14 protein-coding genes and 1 pseudogene are annotated in these 23,870 nt (G+C 40.0%); 5 read left to right on the top strand and 10 right to left on the bottom strand.

All coding sequences use genetic code 11. From position 1 onward, the window contains the following. The first annotated feature begins 162 nt into the window (after positions 1-162). The 5 genes from BQ5338_RS13825 to BQ5338_RS13805 all read left to right on the top strand — a co-directional run bounded on the left by BQ5338_RS13825 (position 163) and on the right by BQ5338_RS13805 (position 10,390). Positions 163-2,544, top strand: a complete 2,382-nt coding sequence (locus BQ5338_RS13825) for a beta-galactosidase (RefSeq protein WP_071147397.1) — start codon at positions 163-165, stop codon at positions 2,542-2,544. Positions 2,545-2,680: 136 nt separating this feature from the next. Further along, on the top strand, positions 2,681-5,812 hold the full coding sequence (locus tag BQ5338_RS13820; protein WP_071147396.1) for a SusC/RagA family TonB-linked outer membrane protein: 3,132 nt from the start codon (positions 2,681-2,683) through the stop codon (positions 5,810-5,812). A gap of 8 nt (positions 5,813-5,820) precedes the next feature. Then, positions 5,821-7,674: a RagB/SusD family nutrient uptake outer membrane protein gene (locus tag BQ5338_RS13815; RefSeq protein ID WP_071147395.1), complete on the top strand. Its 1,854-nt coding sequence runs from the start codon at positions 5,821-5,823 to the stop codon at positions 7,672-7,674. 11 nt (positions 7,675-7,685) lie between these two features. Beyond that, positions 7,686-8,360 carry a DUF3823 domain-containing protein gene (locus tag BQ5338_RS13810; protein ID WP_071147394.1) on the top strand — a complete coding sequence of 225 codons (675 nt, stop codon included), beginning with the start codon at positions 7,686-7,688 and terminating at the stop codon, positions 8,358-8,360. A gap of 116 nt (positions 8,361-8,476) precedes the next feature. After that, the gene (locus BQ5338_RS13805; RefSeq protein ID WP_071147393.1) at positions 8,477-10,390 is read left to right on the top strand and encodes a glycoside hydrolase family 43 protein; all 1,914 of its coding nucleotides are present in this window, start codon (positions 8,477-8,479) and stop codon (positions 10,388-10,390) included. Between the two features lie 74 nt (positions 10,391-10,464). Here BQ5338_RS13805 and BQ5338_RS13800 read toward each other — a convergent pair. The 10 genes and pseudogenes from BQ5338_RS13800 to BQ5338_RS13755 form a co-directional block, all read right to left on the bottom strand. Then, positions 10,465-11,675: pseudogene (locus BQ5338_RS13800) on the bottom strand (serine hydrolase domain-containing protein); the annotation flags it as partial. Continuing rightward, on the bottom strand, positions 11,672-12,484 hold the full coding sequence (murQ, locus tag BQ5338_RS13795) for an N-acetylmuramic acid 6-phosphate etherase (RefSeq protein ID WP_071147891.1): 813 nt from the start codon (positions 12,482-12,484) through the stop codon (positions 11,672-11,674). The gene murQ and the pseudogene BQ5338_RS13800, both read right to left, overlap by 4 nt. Before the next feature lie 48 nt (positions 12,485-12,532). Further along, a complete protein-coding gene (locus BQ5338_RS13790; protein WP_071147392.1) occupies positions 12,533-13,363 on the bottom strand; it encodes a BadF/BadG/BcrA/BcrD ATPase family protein in 831 nt (276 codons plus the stop codon). Beyond that, positions 13,360-14,508, bottom strand: a complete 1,149-nt coding sequence (locus BQ5338_RS13785; RefSeq protein ID WP_139265257.1) for an acyltransferase family protein — start codon at positions 14,506-14,508, stop codon at positions 13,360-13,362. Before BQ5338_RS13785 ends, BQ5338_RS13790 begins: the two co-directional genes overlap by 4 nt. A gap of 1 nt (position 14,509) precedes the next feature. Next, positions 14,510-17,362 (bottom strand): FAD-binding and (Fe-S)-binding domain-containing protein, encoded by a 2,853-nt coding sequence (locus BQ5338_RS13780; RefSeq protein WP_071147889.1) that lies wholly within the window; start codon positions 17,360-17,362, stop codon positions 14,510-14,512. 65 nt (positions 17,363-17,427) lie between these two features. Next, entirely contained in the window at positions 17,428-18,660 is a 1,233-nt protein-coding gene (locus BQ5338_RS13775) for an exo-beta-N-acetylmuramidase NamZ family protein (protein WP_235816449.1), read from the bottom strand. 48 nt (positions 18,661-18,708) lie between these two features. Further along, the gene (locus BQ5338_RS13770; protein WP_071147391.1) at positions 18,709-20,010 is read right to left on the bottom strand and encodes an MFS transporter; all 1,302 of its coding nucleotides are present in this window, start codon (positions 20,008-20,010) and stop codon (positions 18,709-18,711) included. An 18-nt stretch (positions 20,011-20,028) separates the two neighbouring features. Beyond that, a complete protein-coding gene (locus BQ5338_RS13765) occupies positions 20,029-21,345 on the bottom strand; it encodes a SpoIID/LytB domain-containing protein (protein ID WP_071147390.1) in 1,317 nt (438 codons plus the stop codon). Then, positions 21,342-22,274 carry a DUF4922 domain-containing protein gene (locus BQ5338_RS13760; RefSeq protein ID WP_071147389.1) on the bottom strand — a complete coding sequence of 311 codons (933 nt, stop codon included), beginning with the start codon at positions 22,272-22,274 and terminating at the stop codon, positions 21,342-21,344. Before BQ5338_RS13760 ends, BQ5338_RS13765 begins: the two co-directional genes overlap by 4 nt. Before the next feature lie 110 nt (positions 22,275-22,384). After that, a complete protein-coding gene (locus BQ5338_RS13755; protein WP_071147388.1) occupies positions 22,385-23,845 on the bottom strand; it encodes a glycosyltransferase family 2 protein in 1,461 nt (486 codons plus the stop codon). Between the last annotated feature and the right edge of the window lie 25 nt (positions 23,846-23,870).

The raw sequence follows: 23,870 nt of genomic DNA, 5'->3' as shown, positions 1-23,870 counted from the left end.
CTCAAAAATACAACTATTTTTCTCATTTTAGGCATGTATCTATTGCATTGCATGATTTACCGTCCCTAGCTGCATGATTTTTACCTGCTTGTTTTCTTTGCTCTATCTATATTTGCACAATCAGTTAAGGCTATGAAATGTTTATCTTAAAATATATATATTATGAAGAAAGGAAACCCTCAAATCCCATTCTTGAAAATTGTTCCTCTGAAATTTATTGCTGCACTATTAGTGTGCTTTGTTTTTTTAGCTACATTATCCTTGCCTTGTGTTGCGCAAGAATCGTTCAAGGTTGGTGATAAGACCTTTCTTTTAAATAATAAACCTTTCGTTATTAAAGCAGCAGAGATTCACTATCCCCGCATTCCTAAAGAATATTGGGAACATCGTATAGAGATGTGCAAAGCATTGGGTATGAATACGATTTGTCTCTATGTCTTTTGGAACTATCATGAACCGGAAGAAGGAAAATATGATTTTAAAGGGCAAAAAGACATTGCTTCCTTTTGTCGGCTAGCTCAAAAACATCATCTATATGTGATTGTCCGCCCGGGGCCTTATGTCTGTGCTGAATGGGAAATGGGCGGACTTCCATGGTGGTTGCTAAAGAAAAAAGACATAAAACTTCGTAAGTTAGATTCATATTATATGGATCGAGTGGGATTGTTTATGAATCAAGTCGGGAAAGAACTAGCCGACCTGCAAATCACCAAAGGTGGTAATATCATTATGGTGCAGGTTGAAAATGAATATGGCTCTTTTGGCGTTGACAAGCCATATGTCTCGGCAATTCGTGATATGGTGAAGAAAGCCGGTTTCACTGATGTTCCTTTGTTTCAATGTGACTGGAGTTCTAACTTTGAGAATAATGCTTTGGACGATTTGCTCTGGACTGTTAACTTTGGGACAGGAGCCAATATCCAAAAACAATTTGAAAGGCTGCAACAGTTACGCCCGAACACTCCTTTAATGTGTAGTGAATATTGGTCGGGTTGGTTTGATCATTGGGGAGCAAAACATGAAACACGCAGTGCTCAGGAGTTGGTGAAAGGGATGAAAGAAATGCTGGACAAGAATATTTCATTTAGTCTATATATGACTCATGGAGGAACAAGCTTTGGACACTGGGGTGGTGCAAACTTCCCTAATTTTTCTCCTACTTGTACCTCTTATGATTATGATGCTCCAATTAACGAGTCGGGTAAAGTAACGCCGAAATATTTTGAGGTTCGTGAACTATTGAAGAAATATCTACCTGATGGAGAGTCGCTGGAGCAGGTACCTGACTCGATCGGGACCATTACTATCCCTTCTTTTGAGTTAAATGAAGTCGCTCCTGTCTTTGATAATCTTCCCGTAGCTAAGAGAAGTAAAGATATTCAATCCATGGAGTTTTTTGATCAAGGTTGGGGAAGCATTTTGTATCGCACCATTCTTGAAAAGTCAAATGAAGAACAAATGCTTATTATCACAGAAGCGCATGATTGGACACAGATCTTTATCGATGGAAAGAAAGTTGGAACGTTGAATCGTTTGAAAGGTGAAAATAGGATAAAACTACCTCCGGTTAAAGAGGGAGCCCGATTGGATATTCTGGTGGAGGCGATGGGGCGAATGAACTTTGGTGCAGGGATTTATGATTGGAAAGGTATCACTGAAAAGGTGGAATTGAAATCAACTTCAGAGCTTCAAAAATTAAAAGATTGGTTCGTTTATAATTTGCCGGTAGATTACAATTTTGTTAGTAAGAAGAAATATGAACAGAATATAAGGACAGACGGCATGCCTGCATACTTTAAGGGTTCCTTCGTGATTGATAAGCCGGGTGATACTTTTCTAGATATGACTGGTTGGGGAAAAGGATTGGTTTGGGTAAATGGACACTCTATGGGACGCTATTGGAAGATAGGCCCTCAACAGACGTTGTATGTACCCGGTTGCTGGCTTAAAGAAGGTGAAAATGAGGTGATTGTATTGGATATGGTACCTTCAAAGCAAACTCTTAAAGGGCTTCGCCAGCCGATACTTGATGCTCTTGATGGTAGTGGTGCACAAATTCATCGTAAACAGGATGAGAACTTGAATTTGAAAGATGAGACTCCTGTTTATGAAGGTCGTTTCAGAGAAGGTAACGGATGGCAACAGGTGAAATTTGGGAAACAACTGCCGGCACGTTATTTCTGCATTGAAGCTTTAAACGCTTATAATGAAAGTGACTATGCTTCTATTGCCGAACTAGAAATTCTTGGTGCCAATGGACAAAAAATCTCTCGTCAGCATTGGAAGATTGTGTATGCTGATAGTGAAGAAACAGAAGCAGCCAATAACTTGGCTACAAATATTTTTGACTTGCAGGAGTCCACAATCTGGCATACCCGATATACTAAGGAGAAAACAAAATATCCTCATTCTATCGTGATAGATCTTGGCGAAGATGTTTTGATTTCAGGCTTTTCATACTTGCCTAGAGTGGAGCAAAATAAACCCGGAATGATAAAAGATTATCGAATTTATGTAAGCACGAAACCTTATAAATTAAAATAATTTTCTAACTAAAAAGCTAATATGATGAAAAACAGGAAAACGAGGCTGTTATTACGGACGCGCTTAATCGTTCAAGTTAAATGTTAAATATTTAGTCAAAATTAATCTCGTTTATTAAACCTTTTAATTAATACTTATGAAACAATTGAAAAATATTATTTTGTATGCCCTCTTGTTGATGATCTCGACAACGGTATATGCCCAAAGTAAAATAACTGGAGTTGTAATAGACACAAGCAATAACCCTCTAATTGGGGCCAGTGTTGTTGTTAAAGGAACAACCAATGGTACTGTTGCAGATCTAGATGGGAAATTTACATTGAATGTTACTGATGGAACTCTTCTCGTTTCCTATATTGGCTTCAAGCCTGTAGAGGTTCCAATCGGGAGCCAATCTACATTTAAGATTGTCCTGAGGGAAGATTCTAAAACTTTGGATGATATTGTCGTTGTAGGATATGGCACTCAGGCAAAGAGGAATGTCACCGGGGCTCTAAGTGTTGTTAAATCTGAAGATCTGCTTCGTTCTGCGTCAACGTCTACTGCTGGTGCTTTAGCCGGCAAGATGCAAGGTATATCAGTTAGAGCAGCAGATGCCAGACCTGGTAAGGGAGCTAAAATCGAAATCCGTAATATGGGTAATCCTTTGTTTGTGATTGATGGTATACCCTATGGGGGGCAGACAGGGAACGATTGGCTTCAGTCATCTAATGTATCGGGGAATGATGTGTTCAACTCGTTAAGTCTTGATGATATAGAAAGTATTACTATCTTGAAAGATGCATCTGCGGCCATTTATGGATTGCGAGCTTCTAGTGGGGTCGTTCTTGTGACAACAAAAAAAGGTAAAGCTGGAGAGAATGTCCGAATTAATGTCAACGGATATTATGGGTGGCAAAATTTGACAAGATTTCCAAAGATGGCTAATGCTGCTCAATATACTAGAGGACTAGTGGAGGCTGAACAAAATGCAGGAATAGATCCTAGCAAATTTACATATTCTAAAGAAGAACTAGCCAAATGGCAAGCAGGTACAGAGTCTGGCTATGGAGGTTATGATTATTATGACATGGTAATGAGGAAAAATATACCTCAATATCATATCAATGCAAATGTGACAGGAGGATCTGAAAAATCTAATTATTACCTTTCTGTCTCACAGACAGGGCAAGATGCCCTTATGAAGGATTTCTCTTATGAGAGAACAAATATTCAAGTAAACCTTGAGGCTAAAATACTAGAAAGATTGACTGTTGGTACTCAGATTAGTGGAAAGCAAGAGAATAGCAAAGACGTTGGATTGCCTGGTGGAGATGGCTATTTTGCCGCCATATTGGGGATGTTCTCAAACATTCCAACTGTTGGTCCATATGCTAATGATAATCCGAAATATATCAACCATACAAGAGATTTCTCTCGTAATCCTGCTTTATTCCATCGAGATATTGTAGGCTATAAAGATAATATTTCCCGCAATGCTAATATTAACTTATATGCTGAATATAAATTTAAGTTTGGCCTTAAAGCCAAAGGGACTGTCTCTTATAATTATACGAATAATAAGTTTGATGGTTTCCAATATACCTATGATGTCTATTCTTATGATAAAGCAAAAGACACCTATAATCGTACTGGTGGATCAGATGCTGGTTGGAGATATCAGACAGGAAGAGAAGTTGTTGCAAAGTATGGTCAATTTCAATTAGACTATGCAAAACAATTTAAAGATCATTACCTTTCAGTCACTTTGGCCTATGAACGGTCCGATTATGATAAGAAGTATCTTTCAATGGGTACTAATCCTTCTAACAATTATTTGCCTTTGTTGGAATTTGATAAGATGAACTCATTCGGGAATGACTGGTCATACGAAGCACGGGCTGGCTATGCTGGAAAAGTTAACTACAATTATTTAGGAAGATATTTAGTTGAATTATTAGGCCGTTATGACGCTTCATATCTATATGCGCCAGGTAAAAGATGGGGTTTCTTTCCTGGGATATCGTTAGGATGGCGCATTTCTGATGAACCATTCTTTAAAGGAGCAAAAGGCGTCGTCAATGATCTGAAGTTAAGAGCTTCCATTGGGCAAACAGGTATTGAACAAGGTATAGGACTATTTGACTATATGGCTGGATACACATGGAATAACGGCAGTGCTGTTCTAGATGGCGAATATGTAACAGGAATAAAACCAAGAGGAACGCCTATAACCAATTTATCATGGGTCAAAAACACCAACTCTAATATAGGTTTTGATTTGTCGATTTTTGATAATAAGTTGAAAGTTACAGCAGATGCTTTTAAAATTATCAGGTCGGGAGTGCCAGCAGCACGATATGATGTTCTTTTACCTAGTGAGATCGGTTATAGTTTACCAAACGAAAATTTGAATAAGAATGGTTATTATGGGCTTGAAGGCATCATTACATATGCCGACAAGATAGGTGATGTCAATTATGTTGTAAGTGGAAATTTTACTTACTCACGCTATAGAAGTATAGAAACATACAAACCTCGTTTTGGTAATTCGTGGGATGAGTATCGAAATTCAGCGGAAGATCGCTTGGGTGGTACTTGGTGGGGATACCAAGTTATTGGTCGATTTAAATCCGAAGACCAGATTAGAAATTATTCAGTGGATATGGATGGACAGAATAACCGTACTTTATTACCAGGTGACTTTATCTATAAAGATGTTAATGGAGATGGTATTATCAATGATATGGATGAACGTTCTATTGGATATCCTACAGACTGGGCTCCAATGTTAGCTTTCGGTGGGCGTATTGGACTAGATTGGAAAGGCATAGACCTTAACATTGATTTTGCAGGAGGAGCTATGCAATCATGGTTTCAAGATTATGAGCTTAGGAATGCATTCCATGGTGGAGGAAATTCTCCAGCCTATCTATTAGAAGACAGATGGCACCGTGCAGATCCTTACGACCCTCAAAGCGAGTGGATAGAAGGTTATTATCCGGCTATAAGAAATGGAAATTCAGGGCCTAATAGTAAAAATAGTGATTTTTGGCTTACGAATGTTCGCTATTTGAGGGTGAAAAATATGGAACTTGGTTACACTTTCACTAAACAGTTGATAAGTAAAATAAAAGCAGAAAAACTACGTGTATTCGTTAGTGGCTCTAATTTGTTATCTTTCGACAATGTAGGTAAATTCCAAATAGATCCGGAGATAGACGCAAGAGCGGCAGTTGTTTATCCTCAGCAACGTACAGTATTAGTTGGCTTTAATGTTACATTTTAAAAGAAAATATGAGTATGAAATACCTAATTATAAAGCTATTAGTAATAGCCTCCTTCTTTTTGGTCAGTTGTAATTCTGATGGTTGGCTTGAAAGAGACCCTCAGAATATTATTACAGATGAACAGCTTTGGAACGATCCTGAACTAATTAAGTCGTTGTTGGCTAACTATTATGACAGGTTACCATCTCTTCATGGTGTTTTTAATACTGGAGGTATGAGTGAATTGGATGATGCTATGTGGTCGGGGCATAATGATGCTAACTGGCATAATGATTTTCAATATGGTGATGACTATGGTCGATATTGGGATTACGGTCTTATTCGTGATATTAATTTGGCACTTGACAATCTGGATAAATATGCTGGAAATCTTAAACAAGAAGAGAGAGATCTTTTTAAGTCTGAATTAAGGTTTATTCGGGCTTTTGTCTATTTTGAGATGGTGAAACGTATGGGTGGTGTACCTATCGTAACCACTCAGTTGATCTATGATTTTAGTGGTGATCCAACTCCTTTGCAGGTACCACGTGCAAAAGAATATGAAGTCTATGACTTCATCTATAATGAGGCGGAAGCTATAAAAAACATGTTAGCACCCAATAATAATAGCCAGACTCGAGCTAGCACCTATACTGCATTGGCATTGGAGAGCCGTGCTATGCTTTATGCTGCATCTATTGCCAAATACAACAATTTGATGCCTTCACCGATAACAACACCGGGAGAAGAAGTCGGCATACCTGCTTCTAAAGCGGCTGATTATTATACAAAATCTCTTGCTGCCTCCCAAGCCATTATATCCAGTAAGCATTTTCAATTATATAACGAGAATTCGGATAAGGGAAGGAATTTTTACGATATGCTTAATAAAAAAGGAACAAAGGAAATTATCTTTGCTAAAGATTATAAACTTAGTTTGAAAGTACACCGCTTTGCTTATGATAATATTGTAAAAAGCATTACTGAAGATAATGAATCTTCTTCCAGTTTGTCTCCTTCATTGAATCTTGTAGAGAGTTTCGACTATCTTGATGGGAGTCAAGGCTCTCTTCATTTCAAAGACAGTAATGGTAGCTATATATTGTATGATAACGTCTCCGATATTTTTGCAAATAAGGATAGTCGTTTATATGGAACTATTGTTTATGGGGGTACAACATTTAGAAATTTGCCTGTCAATATTCAAGCTGGAGTTGCTATTTGGGAAAATGATAACTATAGATTAAGTGTAGCTCCTAATTTGGGACAGAAATATGATATTGAAGGCGGCGATAATGGATTGTGGACTGGTTTCGACGGGCCAAAGGATAATGCCCAAGATGTAAGTAATACAGGCTTTTATATGAGAAAATTTGTTAGTGATGCATCTGGGGCGAGTACCAGAGGAACATCTGCTGAGAATTGGTGGCCTTGGTTCCGGTTGGGTGAGATCTATTTGAATGCGGGAGAAGCTGCATTTGAGTTAAATAAACCTGAGGCTGTAGGATATATCAATGCCATTCGTGAACGTGCTGGTTTTCCCATAAATAGTATTAAAACTTTAACGATGGGCATTATTCGTAATGAACGTCGCGTTGAACTTGCATTTGAAGATCATCGATACTTTGATTTGAAACGTTGGAGGATAGCGCATGAAATATGGGATGGCAATGACAATAATGAAAATGCCGTGATCTATGGATTATATCCTTATAGAGTAGTGCATCCCGGACATCCAGATAATAACAAATACATTTTTGAAAAAATAAGGCCTACACGCTTCAAAAGAGCAAGACTTTTCCGTATGGCTAATTACTATTCGTCTATCGATCAGACTGTACTTAATAATAATCCGAAGTTAGTAAAAAACCCTTTTAATTAATATTAGTGAATATGAAAAGAAATATATTATCTCTTATAATTATATGTAGCCTTTTACTTTCCGGGTGTGAATATGATAATTTTGATGAGCCTACGTCTTTTTTGATGGGAAAAGTCGTCTATGAAGGGAAAACGGTTGGAGTGCGTACCAATGGTCCGCAATTGGAACTGTGGCAAGATGGTTATGGTTTGAAAAAAAATATTCCGATATACATTGCTCAAGATGGTACCTATTCAGTTGCTCTGTTCAATGGTCAGTATAAAATGGTACGTAAAGCAGGAGCTCCTTGGGAGGCACAACTAAGCGATACTATCATCGTCAATGTTAAAAACAAAACGGAGTATGATGTGCCTGTAATACCTTATTTTACAATAACTGAAGAAGGTTTCCAAAAACAAGGCAATACGATTTCTGCAAAGTTCACTATAAACAAAATTGTAAGTTCTGCAAAAATCGAATCTGTTCGTTTGTATTTAGGCTCTTCCGTTCTTACTGATCAAAATAAGAATGAACAGGCACAAAACGCTGATATTGCTACTATTCAAATAGGGCAAGAAGCAACTGTGACAACGACAATACCAACTAATCTAGCACAATTAGACTATATTTTTGTTCGTGTCGGAGTTCGAGCTACAGTATCAAATGAATATTATTATACTCAAGTTCAAAAAATTGCTTTGAAATAAATCAAAGTACTATATTGAATGGATCGCTTGACTATATCGGAAAAGGTAAGATCTGTCTTGCCTTTTCCGTAATCTTTTTAAATAGACTAAAATAGGTATTAGAAATATTTATAGTTATGCAACAACTAAAGAAACATCTCAATTTTTTCATTCTTTCTCTAATCATACTTATTCCAGCTAACGCTCAGGATTACAAATCCGGACCAGCAGAGAAAGATTATGTCGGTTACCTTTTTGCTTATTTTAAAGGCAATAGTGTAAAAGATGAAGCAGTATGTTATGCTATTAGTCGAGATGGATATAACTATCTGGCATTAAACAATAATAATTCGATTCTGGATTCGAAGGAAATCAGTTCGACGGGAGGTGTGCGCGATCCTCATGTTCTTCGCTGCCAAGATGGTAAGACCTTTTATATGGTTGTTACCGATATGACCGCGTCTAAAGGTTGGGATTCGAATCGTGCGATGGTATTGCTTAGATCTAATGATTTGGTTAATTGGACATCTTCTGTTATCAATATTCAGCAGAAGTATAAAGGACAAGAGGATTTGAAGCGGGTATGGGCTCCTCAAACCATTTATGACACTCAAACAGGTAAATACATGGTCTATTGGTCGATGCAACATGGCAATGGCCCTGATATTATATACTATGCCTACGCCAATGAAAATTTTACGGACCTGGAAGGAGAACCGAGAATTTTGTTTACTCCTAAAAACAAGAGATCCTGCATCGATGGTGATATCATCAATAAGAATGGGCTTTACTATCTGTTTTATAAAACAGAAGGGGATTCAAATGGAATTAGACTGGCCATTACAGATTCATTGGCTTCCGGAAAATGGATAGAACAACTTGGATATAAACAGCAAACTCGTGATGCTGTAGAAGGTTCCAGTGTGTTTAAACTGATCAATAGCGATAGCTATATTCTCATGTATGATGTTTATATGAAGGGTAAATATCAATTTTGTGAAAGTAAAGACTTGGATACTTTCAAAGTAATAGATCAAAATGTCACAATGGATTTTCACCCTCGTCATGGTTCGGTGATACCTATAACGCGTAGTGAATTAAAAAAGTTGACCGCTAATTGGGGCATTCCCAAAGGATTTGAGATGCCGACGAATAATAATCCGCTAGTGGAAGGGTATTATGCCGATCCCGATATATTATATTCCAACAAAACAAAGAAATATTACCTCTATCCTACTAGTGATGGCTTTGATGGCTGGGGTGGATATTATTTCAAAACATTTTCATCTGAAAACTTGAAAGACTGGAAAGATGAGGGAGTGATTTTAGATCTGAAAAAAGATGTATCGTGGGGCAACCGTAATGCTTGGGCTCCATGCATTATAGAAAAGAAGATAAAACAGAAATACAAATATTACTATTATTTTTCTGCAGCTCAAAAAATAGGAATGGCTGTGTCTGATGATCCTGCAGGTCCTTTTGTAGACTCTGGTAAACCGGTCGTAGATTTTAAACCTGAGGGAGTTAAAGGTGGGCAAGAAATCGATCCAGATGTATTTGCTGATCCGAAAACAGGAAAAAGCTATTTGTACTGGGGGAATGGTTATCTGGCTGTAGCTGAGTTGAATAGAGATATGAGCTCTGTTAAAAAGAATACAATGAAAGTGATGACTCCTGATGCGACTTTCCGCGAAGGCATTTATGTTTTCTATAGAAAGGGCCTTTATTACTTCTTATGGTCAGAGGATGATACTCGCAGTGAGAATTACAGAGTCAGGTATGCAATATCTGCATCTCCTTTAGGACCACTTACGATACCTGAGAATAATCTTATTTTGCAAAAATATCCGGAAAAAGGGATATATGGCACAGGGCATAATTCTGTTCTTGAAATTCCGGGTAAAGATAAATGGTACATTGTTTACCATCGTTTTAATCGCCCTAATGGTATTAAAATGGGAGATGCTGCCGGGTTTCATCGGGAAGTATGCATGGATCGTTTGGAATTTGATGAGAATGGTCATATTAAACCTGTAATTCCTACACCTTGATTGATATCGGCTTAAGAGTGTTGTTGCATTAGTTTATAATTTTGAAATAAAGAGATACTATCTCTCTATTTCAAAATAGCTCCTGCCACTGCGTTTGCGACAAGAGATCGTAATCTGACTACTTCTCCTTTATCATCTGGATGAACGCGATTAGTCAGCAGAATGACAGCAGTGTTACTGTCTGGGTCCATGATTAGCGATGTTCCTGTGTAGCCTGTATGCCCGAAGGTGTTAGGTCCGAAAAGATCGCCATTGTTTGAAGCATAAGGTGAAGATACATCCCATCCGGGAGTACGACCTAGTTCTGCAACGGCATGGGGAACGGTACGCATTGTTTTTACCGCCATCGGACTGAGAATGCGTTTACCATCATATTCTCCTTCATTGAGCAGAGTAGCTGCAAGAATGGCTATGTCATCGGCTGAAGAAAAAACGCCTGCATTGCCCGAAACGCCACCATTCATTATCCTTGCCAGTGGGTCGTGGACAATACCTTTCAGTACACTACCATCTGCTTGTTTCTCTGTTGGTGCACAGAGAGCCAATGTTTCGCCTGTTGGGCAATAATCGGTGTGCTTCATTCCAAGTACATCGAAGATGTTGGCTTTAGCAAAGTTGCGTAAAGTTTGTCCGGAGATTGTTTCGATGATGCGTTGCAAGGTGATGTAGTTAAGGCAACTGTACTGAAACTGACTTTTCGGAGCAAAATCACGTTTGCAATTAGAAATGTACTCTATCAACCCGTTGGGATTGGGGGCACCATATTTCTTCTTCAATGAATCGACTGGTGCATAAGGAGGGAGCCCTGATGTATGAGTCATGATATCAACAATACGTATGTCTGTTTTCTTTCCATCTGTCTCTGTCCATCCTTTGAATTCGGGAATATATTGATTGACTTTATCGAGCAAACGCAATTGTCCTCGTTCAATAAGTATCATGGCACAAATTGCAGTCGACATGGATTTACTGACCGAGGCCATGTCGAATACGGTGTTGATATTCATTGCTTCTATTGTGGGATATATTTGCTTATTCCCGTAAGCTTTTAGATAAGCCATTTTACCATTACGCACTACTGCTAGTACTGCACCGGGAATCTCTTTATTATCAATAGCCTTCTGAATCGCTTCATCAGCATACTTTAGTTTCTGGGAGTCCATTCCTACTTTTCCGGGAGCAACACGTTGGAGCGGTTGTGCGGCTGCTTGCAACACAAATAATAGTGTTGCAAGGAGGTAAACTGTCTTTTTCATTTTTTACTATTTTTTGAAGTGTAATTTATTTTGCTTTGTAAGCATCTACAGCCTTTTTTACTGAGCCGTGCATCAACAGCAAAGCTTTGGCTTGTTCATACTCCAAATCGAGTTCTTCGATAATCATACGAGTGCCACGATCGATCAGCTTCTTATTACTGAGTTGCATGTTCACCATCTTATTACCCTTTACACGTCCGAGTTGAATCATTACAGAAGTGGAAATCATATTCAGAATCATCTTCTGTCCGGTGCCCGACTTCATGCGAGAACTTCCTGTAACATATTCCGGTCCTACTATCATTTCAATAGGCACATCGGATTCTGCTGCCATTGGTGAATTAGGATTGCTGGTGATGCATCCCGTCAAGATACCCTGCTGGCGAGCTTTATGTAAAGCGCCTATTACATAAGGCGTTGTACCCGATGCGGCAATACCGATAACTGTATCTTTATCAGTAATGTTATGTTCCAATAACTCTTTCCAACCACGTTCCGTATCGTCTTCGGCATTTTCTACAGGATTGCGCAAAGCAGTATCTCCTCCAGCAATAAGTCCGATGACAAACGTATTTGGCATGCCGAAAGTTGGAGGTATCTCCGAAGCATCGAGCACACCTAAGCGCCCGCTGGTTCCTGCTCCCATATAAAAGATACGTCCTCCCTGCTTCATACGAGGTACTATCTGAGTCACTAGTTTTTCTATCTGCGGAATAGCTCTCTGAACGGCAATAGCCACTTTTTGGTCCTCCGTATTAATATCTTCCAGTAATTCGTGTATCGATTTCTTTTCTAGGTCGTTATAAAGTGAGGACTGTTCGCTTATCTTAACGAACATCTTATTTAAATTTTCTTTGTTGGTATCCATATTCATTCTTGTACTGTATTAGTTGTGATATGAAATCAGCCCTTTCATCGGACTTTTGATGACTGTTCCCAGTTCAATGTTCATTTCGCTAGCAGCTTCAAATAAGATCTCCTTGTAGTAGTGAGCCACTGAGCCGATAATGTGTACTTTGTTGTTCTTATAATCATATTGCATCACGTTGCGTTTAAAGAAAGCTTTGAAGCTATCCAGAATTAGCGAATGTATTTCCGGTTCCTCTATGTTTTGTACCAGAAAAGGTGAAAGACTGGCAAGGAAACGGTTAGGGAATGGTTGGCGATACACCCTGTCGATAATTTCACCCGGTGTAAGGTTGAATTGTTTCAAGAACTTCTCTTTCAATGCGGGCGTAATCTGATTCTTTAGGATATCGCCTACCAGTAATTTACCTAAAACAGCTCCACTACCTTCGTCGCCCAAGATAAAACCGAGTGGAGATATATTTTCCACAATCTCTTCTCCATCGTAGTAACAAGAATTAGAGCCTGTACCCATGATGCAGGCTATGCCCGGTTGATGTCCACATAATCCGCGAGCTGCGGCAAGCATGTCTGTGCTTACTTCGATTTTTGCATTGATATGTTTTGATATGGCCTTGTGTACCGTCTCAATCTTATCGGGGAAAGCGCAACCTGCGCCGTAAAAATATACTGCATCAATTGTATACTTTCCTAGTTGAGGCAAGAGTGCACTACCGACTTCATTACTTATTTCTTCTTCCGATTGAAAAAAAGGATTCGTTCCTTTTGTATAAACTTGTTGGACTAATTGCCCTTTATCTACAATACACCAATCTGTTTTTGTAGATCCGCTATCTGCTATTAAAATCATATTTTTATATATAGTTTCTTTTTGTATAATACGTGTCCGATGGTCCAGTTCAATGCAACAAAGAGTAAAGCGAAGGCCAGCGAACCGGCTTTGTCGCCCAATAAAGGTTGCAAAATGACTGAATAGGCGTATCCGTGTAGGCTGATTGTTTCATTACCATAAGCAAAACTGATATTACTTAAGGAGATCGATAATATGGCTGCCATAACATAAATGAAAAGAGGATTTACGCCAAATGATTCGAAGAAACGACTCCACTTTTTGTATCCTTTTACGTCTATAAACCAAATAAGCAATGCCAGAAGACTAGCTGCTAATCCGCAAGTAGTTAAAGCGAATGTAGGCGACCAGACCTTTTTGCTGATTGGACAACCGTAGCTGAGTAAGAAGCCTGTGAAAGTGAGGATGGTACCTATTAGAAACAGGCGTTCTATCTTTTCATGAATGTCTTTTACTTCCATTAATAGTTTGCCACAGCAGAAACCAATCAATACGTGTGCAATGGAGGGAATAGTACTCAATAATCCTTCCGGATCAACTCCATTATCTTTGTACATATGATTCAGTCCAAGCACGAGGCGATCCACTAATGACAAGATGTTTGTTTCGTTATATTCAAATCCATTGCCGAAGAATAAGATCAGAAAATAACCTACTAGTAGTGTGCCAATGAGATAAGGTATACGTTTGTGTTTTATAGTCAAGGCAATGATGGCTGTAGCTCCATAGCTTAATGCCAGTCTTTGCATCACTCCCAAGATGCGCAATCTGTCGAAAGGGAGAGGATCTAGGGTGCGCCAGGATAAAGACAAGTAGCTAATCCCTAATCCGATAGCGAATATAACGATCGTACGTTTTAGTATTTTCCAAATAGCTGCAAGGCTGAATTCGAAATTGTATTTTCTTAATGAAATATAGGTAGAGATGCCCATAATGAACATGAAGAAGGGGAATACCAAATCAGTAGGTGTCAGTCCGATCCATTCTGCGTGTTCCAGCGGGGCATAGATGCTCCCCCAGCTACCCGGATTGTTTACCATAATCATCCCGGCTATTGTGATCCCTCTCAGTACATCAAGGGCTAGTAAGCGGCTGGATGGAGCCTTTTTAATTCCAGAAGTAGGAATTGTCTCTTTGTTGTTCATTTTATTTATTTATTTTCGTTGTACATTTATCTACCAGATACACAATGGATACGTAAGGTATACCTGAGTTGGTGGTTAATCCTATTTCGCACGTGCGACTGTTGGAGTAGCCAATTTGTATTCCTGCTTTTTCTATTTGAGGTTTAAGTTTACGTAAGGCATAAGTGTTGACTTCCGGATGCGTGAAACCTTTGTCTCCTGCAAACCCACAGCAACCTACTTCTTCTGGTATTAAAACCTGAGTAGAGCATAGTTTGGCAAGTGCGGTAATTTGATCTGCCAGCCCCATTTTGCGCATAGAGCAAGTAATGTGTAGCGCTATCGGCTTGTTGCTTTGCGTAAACGCTAACTTGTCTTTTAAGAACGCGTAGATAAATTCTGCAGGTTCATATAGCTTTAACTTCTTAATAGTATGGCGCATACGGTGCAAACAAGGACTTTGGTCGCAAAGAACGGGATATTTGCCTTCCTCACTAGCTTCGTACAGAGCTGCTTCAAGCTCGGCAGCTTTGCGATCGGCAATGTCTATCATCCCTTTACTTTCCCAGATGGTACCGCAGCATAAATTATCCATTTTTTTAGGGAAAATAATCTCATACCCTGCTTTTTGTAGTAGGGAGACCATTTTGCTGACGAGTGGCATCTCTTCCGGTGATTTTCGCTCCAGTCCCATTGTTTGGTTGATGCAGCTAGGGAAATAAACCACTTTGAGTACCTCTTCATGAGAGATATTCCGTTTTGCTATGCGTTGTTCGTTCTTTGCATTATAAGCTTTGGGCATAGCGGCTGTCCATTGGGGAATACCGAATACATAGTGCATACTCTTAGTAATAGATCTCATTGCTGCTGTTCCAATAATGCCGTGAGCTGCGTCAGCGAGAGTAAGTACTGGTCGCAGTACGCTCTTTATCTCTGCAAAATGATTGGCGGCAAAGTTGCCAACGGAGTAGCCCATACTTTCTTTGGGTAGTTCTTCCTGACGTAGGTCGTGCGTGAGATCTCCTGTGTTGATACCCATTGGACATGACATGGAGCAGAGTCCGTCGCCTGCACAAGTTTGGTTGCCCGGATAGCGATATTGTTTTTGTAAGATTTGCAGCCTATGTTGGTCATCCACATCCTCTGAGTGCTTCAATCGGGATATCTCTCGTTGAATGATAATTCGTTGGCGAGAAGATAAGGTAAATCCGCATGTGAGGCAATTAACCTCGCAGAACCCACATTCAATACACTTGTCTACATGCACATTCGTGAGTGGCAGAGGCTTGAAGTTTTTAATGTGGCACTGTGGGTCATCATTAAAGATAACGCCTGGGTTAAGTAGTCCTTTTGGATCGAACAATTGCTTGACAACACGCATCACTTCATAAGCCGTCTCTCCCCATTCGTATTTCACGAAAGGAGCCATGTTACGTCCTGTACCGTGTTCGGCTTTTAAGGAACCGTCGTATTTATCAACTACCAATGTCTTCACATCGTTCATCAATTCCTCGTAACGTTTTACCTCAGCATCTGTAGCAAACGATTGATTGATGATGAAATGATAATTACCTTCTAGTGCGTGACCATAAATACAGGCATCGTCATATCCGTGTCGCACCAATAGTTGTTGCAGTTCGGCTGTTGCTTCCGGAAGATCTTCAATATGAAAAGCGATATCTTCAATGAGACAAGTTGTTCCAAGCGGGCGTGTTCCTCCTACTGATGGGAAGATGCCCGAACGAATAGCCCAATAAGCAGCATATTCACTTTCAATGTCTGTAAAGTGAACAGGAATATATGTAGGGAAGGATTTTAGTGTTTCCTCAATGCATGCGATGTTGGCTTTAAGCTCTTCGGCAGTAGAAGCCTTTGTTTCAGTTAGCACAGCGGTGAGACCACTACCGGTTTGGTCATTTACGGAAGCTAGTGATTTACAGTCGAGAAGTTCGGCTCCCTTCACAATCAGCTCTTTGCTCGAAGCCAATGTGAGTTTTTTCATGGTCACAACAGCCTTGCAAGCTTCTTTTATATCTTCAAAATAGAGCATCGCACTTGCCTTATACGGATAGTCATATTCTGTTCTCATGGTTACTTCCGAAAGAAAAGCGAGCGTGCCTTCGGAACCTACCATTAAATGAGCTATAATATCAAATGGATCATCTAAAGCGATGAAAGGCAAGATGTTGAGTCCGGTTACATTCTTAATCGAATATTTATAGCGAATGCGTTCTGCTAGTTGTGTGTCTTTGCGTACTAAGTCTCGCAATGATTCTATCTGGTGAATGAACTCCGGCTTCTTTTTCGCAAAGTTTTGGCGGCTTCTACTGTCTCCGGTGTCGAGCAAGGTTCCATCAACTAGTACAATACGAGCAGATAACAAGACTTTATCGCTATTGGCATGAGTGCCGCAATTCATACCCGATGCATTGTTCATTACAATACCGCCTACCATGGCACTCTTAACCGAAGCAGGGTCTGGGGCAAACTTACGACCGTAAGGTTTCAGAATTTCATTTACACGTTGCCCTACTATTCCCGGTTGCATTGTGATGCGACTGGCATCCTCGTTAATGCTATAGCGTTCCCAATGTTTGCCTGCGATGATAAGAATGGAATCGCTGATGGCTTGTCCTGAGAGGCTTGTCCCTGCTGCTCGAAAGGTAACAGGAAGTCGGTAGCGGTTGGCTACAGATAGTAATTTTGACACCTCTATCTCATTGTCCGAGCGGACAACTATTTGAGGAATAAGACGATAAAATCCTGCGTCCGTTCCCCATGCTAATCGGCGAAGTTCGTCGGTATAGATTCTTTCCTGAGGGATAAATTGGGATATATCTCTAAGGAACGTTTTGTGTTTTTTCTCTATATTCATTTTACCATCTGACATTTAGATTCGCTCAAACAATGAGTTTGTTGTCTGATTTCTTCTTGAAATCTTTATTTATATAAATAGTATTTTTTAGATAGTTTGCGGAAAGCGTTCACATCTTTGTACCAATAATCGCGCACATCTTCCCAACGATTGTTTTTACTAAATCGTTCTCGTATCTCTTTGCTCCCACAAACTTTATCGAACATATTGAAACGTTCTTTGTCTGCATGATCAAAAACAGCCTTATCAGGATAGAGAACTGCTACTTCTTGCATGACGTAGAATTGAATATCACTCAATGCTGCTTTTTTAAAATCGACAATATGCACTTGTACTCCTTGCAGATTTTCTCCCTGTCCCACTGAATAAAAGGGTTTCAAATGTATCGGGCGGAAGATGACGCCAGGCAATTGCAAATTATTTAAGTTCTTAGCCAATTCCTCGGCTTTTACCCATGGTGCGGCAAACATCTGGAAGGGAATAGTATAACCTACTCCGATAGACATATAACCTAATTCGCCAAGAATGCCACTGACGGGATAAAAGAGTGCTGAATGTGGATGTGGAATATGTGGAGAAGAGGGTATCCATTGTAACCCGGTGTCTTCATAGTTCATTTTACGCTTCCAGCTTTTCATTTTTACGACGTTCAGTTTGCACTGTTTGCCAAGCATGTTTTCTCTATTTAGCATCAATGCTAATTCTCCACAAGTGAGGCCGTAAAGGTATGGAATTTTAAACTGACTGACAAAGGAAATGTAACCATCTTCTACTAAACTTCCTTCGACTTTTAAACCTCCTACCGGATTAGGGCGATCGAGTACAACGAATTCAATATTATTTTCAGCGGCTGCTTCCATTGCTAATCCCATGGTGCTAATATACGTAAATGAGCGGCAGCCAATGTCTTGAATATCGTAGACGAGTACGTCAATGCCTTTTAGCATCTCTGGCGTTGCTTTACGCGTTTTTCCATAGAGCGAGTAGACTGGTAGGCCGGTTGAGGGATCAGCCGAGTTATCTACTTTATCACCTGCATGTACATCTCCGCGTACTCCGTGTTCAGGGCCGTAAAGTGCTACTAAGTTTACGTTAGGAGCTTCGTGAAGAATATCGATAGTAGACTTTAAGTTATTGTCCACACCCGTGGGATTCGTAATGAGACCTACACGTTTCCCTTCAAGGCACTTAAAGTTTTGGTCTTTCAGTACTTCGATTCCAGTCTTGATCCTTATCTTCTGCGCTTGAGTAGTCAATGCTATCATGAGCAGTGTGTTAAGTAGGATAAATTTGATCATTTTCATATTGTTTCGAATCGTTTGATTATTAATAAGATATCCGAGCATCTATTTAGGCTGCTTTTTACCAAATGAAGCATCGATCTTGTTACGTATCATCATAGAGGCAACTATTCCTGGAATGGTACAGATACATACCCAACCAAAGAAGTTTGTATAACCTATCGTATCTTGAATCCAACCTGCAGCCATACCGGGAAGCATCATGCCCAAAGCCATAAATCCTGTACCGATGGCATAGTGAGCCGTCTTGTGTTCACCATCGGCTACATAGATTAGGTAGAGCATATATGCAGTGAAGCCGAAACCATATCCTAGTTGCTCAATGGCTACGGAGCCGATGACTAACCATGTGTTGTCTGGAATTACAGCAGACAAGTAAACGTATAGTAGGTCGGGAAGGTTGATTGCTAATGCCATAGGAATAATCCATTTTCTGAATCCATCACGTGAAACTAAAAAACCTCCAATAATCCCTCCAACAAGTAAAGCTGCTACGCCGATTGTTCCATAAACCATTCCGACGGTTGCTGTTGAGAGGTTTAGTCCTCCTTTATCCGCAGAGTCGAGCAAGAAGGGAGAGGCTATTTTGCCTAATTGTGATTCTCCTAAACGATAAGTAAGTAGGAAGAAGAACATTAAGCCTAAATCTTTCTTTTGGAAAAAAGAAAGAAAAGTAAGTAAGAAATCTGATAGCAGCTTTTTGCTACTAAGCCCTTGTCGCTTTACGTCCTCGGCAGGGTGGGGGAGAATAATTTTGTGATAGAGAGTAAAAGCGATGAAAAGAGCGGTTAATAGATAGAAAGTAATGCTCCAAGCTAATGGAATATTACCTTTGGTTGAAGGGATAATCACTCCTTCTTCCATTAATCCGGCAAACATTACAAGTATGCCTTGTCCGAAGATGTTGGCAAAGCGATAGAAGGTGTTACGGATTCCTACAAAGAAGGACTGCTCGCCGGTGTTGAGCCCAAGCATATAGAACCCGTCGGCAGCAATATCATGTGTTGCCGAACTGAAAGCTAATAAAAAGAAAAAAGCTAAGGTTAGTTGTAGATAATGAGGTGTAGGAATAAAAAAGGCTATTCCTGCAAAACCCGCTGCTACGCATGCTTGCATAGCTATCACCCATGCTCGCTTGGTTTTTACCAAGTCGACAAAAGGGCTCCATAAGGGTTTGATTACCCAAGGTAGGTTTAGCCAACTGGTGTAAAGAGCAATGTCCGTGTTTGACAATCCCATCTTCTTGTACATGATTACTGCTATGGTCATCACTGCTACATAAGGTAATCCTTCTGCAAAGTAAAGAGTGGGTATCCACGTCCACGGGTTAGTTCTTTTCTCTTTCATCCTATTTCTCATTTTATATTATTCGTATAATCTCTCGATGTTAGCTCCAATGTAATAGTGGAGCAATATTTCATCGTATACATATCCTTGTTCTCCCATCACAGCAGCACCTATCTGACAGAGTCCTACTCCATGTCCCCAACCGGCGCCGATAAGAGTGAACCTCCCCGGAATATTGTTGCTTATCTCCGTTTTATCTACCACGAAGGCAGAACTGTAAAGGTGCGATGTCGATAACGTCCTGCGTATTTCAAGCTCTTTACCAATGGTTAGAGTACGGTTTGTTCCTATAATCTTAAGTTTTACTAATCTTCCGGAAGTTCCTCTCTCAATAGGAATCAGATCGAGTATCTGACCATAGTCAACGCCGGAACGTTTTAATATAAGTTCAGATAGCTCTTGTTGAGTATAGGTTACCTTCCATCGATAGAAATCAGTCGTTTCCTGATCATAGTTATTTAGTACTTGAGAAAGAACCTTTTTATCTTTTGTATTGCAGAAAGCTTCGGGAGAAGTACGGATCCATTTATCAGCTTCCGCTTCCTGACGTAAGTCCGGGAGCTCCGTGATTGTTTTGCTATCTCGTTGTTTAGCCAGATAGGGGTATTTTACATCTTCCCAACAGTATTCAAATTCTTCGAATGCACCACCGCAACATTTAGAGAAGCGTGCATCACATATCTTTCCCTCCGAAGTAAGTACTTGTCCGCGAGTGGCGGCGATGGCTTGTTCTACTATTTCTGTTGAGGCACGGGTAATGCCTTGGTAGCGTTGACAATGGTCGTCAGCACAGACATCAAAGCGGGTGTGATCTTCACGATCGTACCAACGAATCAATTCCTCCTCAGTTTCAGTGTAGGCGGAATAGTTGCTATGGGTATCTGCAATCTCTTTGGTCTTTTGTATTTGAGCCAATAGCCAACTACGGGAAATTACCGCATGCGCTTTGAGTAATTCTAAAGAAGCCGTTGCACTCATCTCTGAAGAGATAACGCTGGTCAGATAATCTTCGATAGCAATAACATTGATACCTGTGAGTTTCTTCCCTTCAACAATAATCTTCAAAGCTCCCAAAAAACGCTGATCTTCCTTTCGTTCCCAATGGAAATTGATACCAATAGTGACATCAATTAGATCGAATGAATCTGTTCGTTCATTGGCTGGCACAAATAAAAGTTCGTCATACAAACGTCCTTTCCACAGAATCTTTCCGTCGTTAAATGTTGCTGTTTGTTTACCGCTGAGTTCTTCACCATTTAGTTGATAAGTGCCGAGTAATACAAACTCTATTTGAGGTTCAAATAAGATTCCGACCTCTACCTTAGGCTCTCTCATAATCGTTCTTTTATAAGTTGTCTTAATCGTAAGAAGCTATTGCTGCTGATGCAAACTTCACTAAGAATGTTTGCTATATCTGTAGCAGTAATTTTTTCAAAGTCTTTCTCTAGTGGAGTGATAAAGACTCCACCCATATCTACTGATGCCGGACTAAGAAGGATATTCTTGTCTCCTTCAGCAAAGTAACAAGAGGGGCGGTGCTTATCCCGTGGAAAGATACATGTAATCCATTTGCTCTCTTCATACCAAGCAAGGACATTCATCATCGGTTCTGCTTCTTCAGGTTTCAATTCTAACGCATCATAAATGGCATTGAATAAGAATTTAGCTGCCTCCTTCTCCTCACTCTCAATGATCAATGTGGCCCGTACTGAATCATTCAGGTACCACAAGGTTGCTTCTTTGTAAGAGGCAATTCTGCCAGCTTTTTTGTATTGCCATTCTTTTTCAATCGGCAAAAAGCCTTTGCTTCCTGCCTGAAAGTGTGCGTGATCGGGAGCCGAAGCTCCACATTTAGGGCCATTATAGAAGATGGTATATTCCTCTAGTTCTTTTGCTAATTGGAGCATATCTCCAAAACGCACTTTGATGCGCTGATCCACATGTTCCGTTTCAGGAATCGTTAGGTGCTTGGGAAAGATAGGGAACGGATTAACCAATATTGAATAATGTCCACCGAAAGGTAAGCCTTTCTGCACGGTCGGCAAGTTAGCGGGACAAAGAAAGCATTTTCTTTCCTGAATAGACTTGCTATCTACCTTCGCAGCAGACGAAACAATGCGTGCGGGGTTGAATTGCACTTTATACAACCACCCGTTTACATCCAATTCTTTCACTCTGACTGTTGCCAGAGCATCATAGTTGGCTTTTGCCATTTCCCATGTTTGGAGTTGCTCAGTAAGCAACTTTTCTATAGCTTCTTTCATCCTGTTTCAAGCAATATTTTGTTTCAATAAAAACACTTAAGAGTTTATGTGCAAACACCTAAGTCTTTTTAAAAAACACCTAGGCGTTTTGGCCATTATTTCCTTTTGTTTTATTTCTTGTTTAAAGCAATGCGTGCCTGGAGTTCCCAAGTACGTATTCTGTCCTTATAGGTGTTATGTCCGTTCATCTTCACTACATCAAGTGAAGCATCGGAGTTATCTTCCCAGCGGCGGCAGAGATAAACAACATCGTACACGCGACCTATCTGATAGTTACGAGAGAAGTTGAGACCCAAAGCATAATCTTCACCATAACTGGTGTTAGGCACATTCACTTCTCGTAATACCGGAGTGTAGAAGGCACGTGGAGCACCTAGCCCGTTGATGCGCAATGCATTGTTGCGTCCGTTCTCGGGAGTCCATTCTTTGTGATCGATGATGCCCGGAGCAATCATGTTCATATTGAAATCAGTCATCATATAAGTTCCTACTACCATGGCACAGTTCTGTTCATAGAAGGCATTAACCATCGTTTGCAGCGTATTCTCGTCTTTGTAAACGTCGTCGCTATCTAGTTGAATGGCAAACTTACCACACTTCTCGTGATGTACTCCTACATTCCAACAACCACCAATGCCCAAGTCTTTTCGCGTGGGGATGATGTGTATCAATCGTTCATCATCAGCATACTTATCTATAATTTCGCTGGTACCGTCAGTAGAAAAGTTGTCGATAATAATCAGATTGAACTTGAATGCTGTCTTTTGTTTTAATACAGACTTGATCGCATCTTCGATTGTACGCATACGGTTGCGTACGGGAATGATGACTGATGCCTCGTATTCGAAATTGCCTGCATTAAACTCTATCTTAGTGAACTCGGGAGCGAGATAACCGCCAATTTCTTTTAAGTGCTCTGTGCATGCTTGTTCCATCTCAACTTGCACCCCACGGTTTTTAGGGTCTACATAGTCAAATATCTTTTCTCCACTTTTGCGCATGTCGTTTTCTATTTCCGAATAGAGATATTCGTTGATATGCACAAGTGGTGCTTTTTGAGAAAGCTTCAAACGAAGATCGTATAGTCCGGCAAACTGATAATCAGCTTTCAGTCTTCCGACTGCTTCTTTCAGTGCGTTAGCTTTGTAAAGCAATACCGAACCGAAATTAAAATCATCACGCAAACTGCCGAATTGATAAGCGATGACCGGTGCATTCGCTTTTGATTCACCCACAATCTGATAATGGTCAGCATATACCATTCCGGCATTTGAATCTTCAGCGATATGAATCATTCTTTCAAGAGCAAAAAGTCCGAGTTCTAATGTGGTGTATTTGGTATAGAACAAAGTATACTCTGCTTCTGAACGCTCTGCGATAGCACGTATGGTAGCTGTAGAGTTCAATGCCGGCACTGTAACAACTTCGCATCCGCTTATTGTTTCACTCGTTGGTTCTATAGCAAGTAAGTATATCTTGTTCACCAGGTTTGTTTTTTGCAACCCTTGAACTGTTTGCTGAACTTGTGCTACTCCTGCAAAAGGGATGAAGCAGTTGATGATTGGTTTCATTCTTATTTTCTTTTTATATTTCTTT

Source organism: Bacteroides ihuae, from assembly GCF_900104585.1.
Taxonomy (GTDB): Bacteria; Bacteroidota; Bacteroidia; order Bacteroidales; family Bacteroidaceae; genus Bacteroides; species Bacteroides ihuae.
Note: the sequence above shows the minus strand (reverse complement) of the source record. Positions and strands in the feature narration are given on the sequence as shown.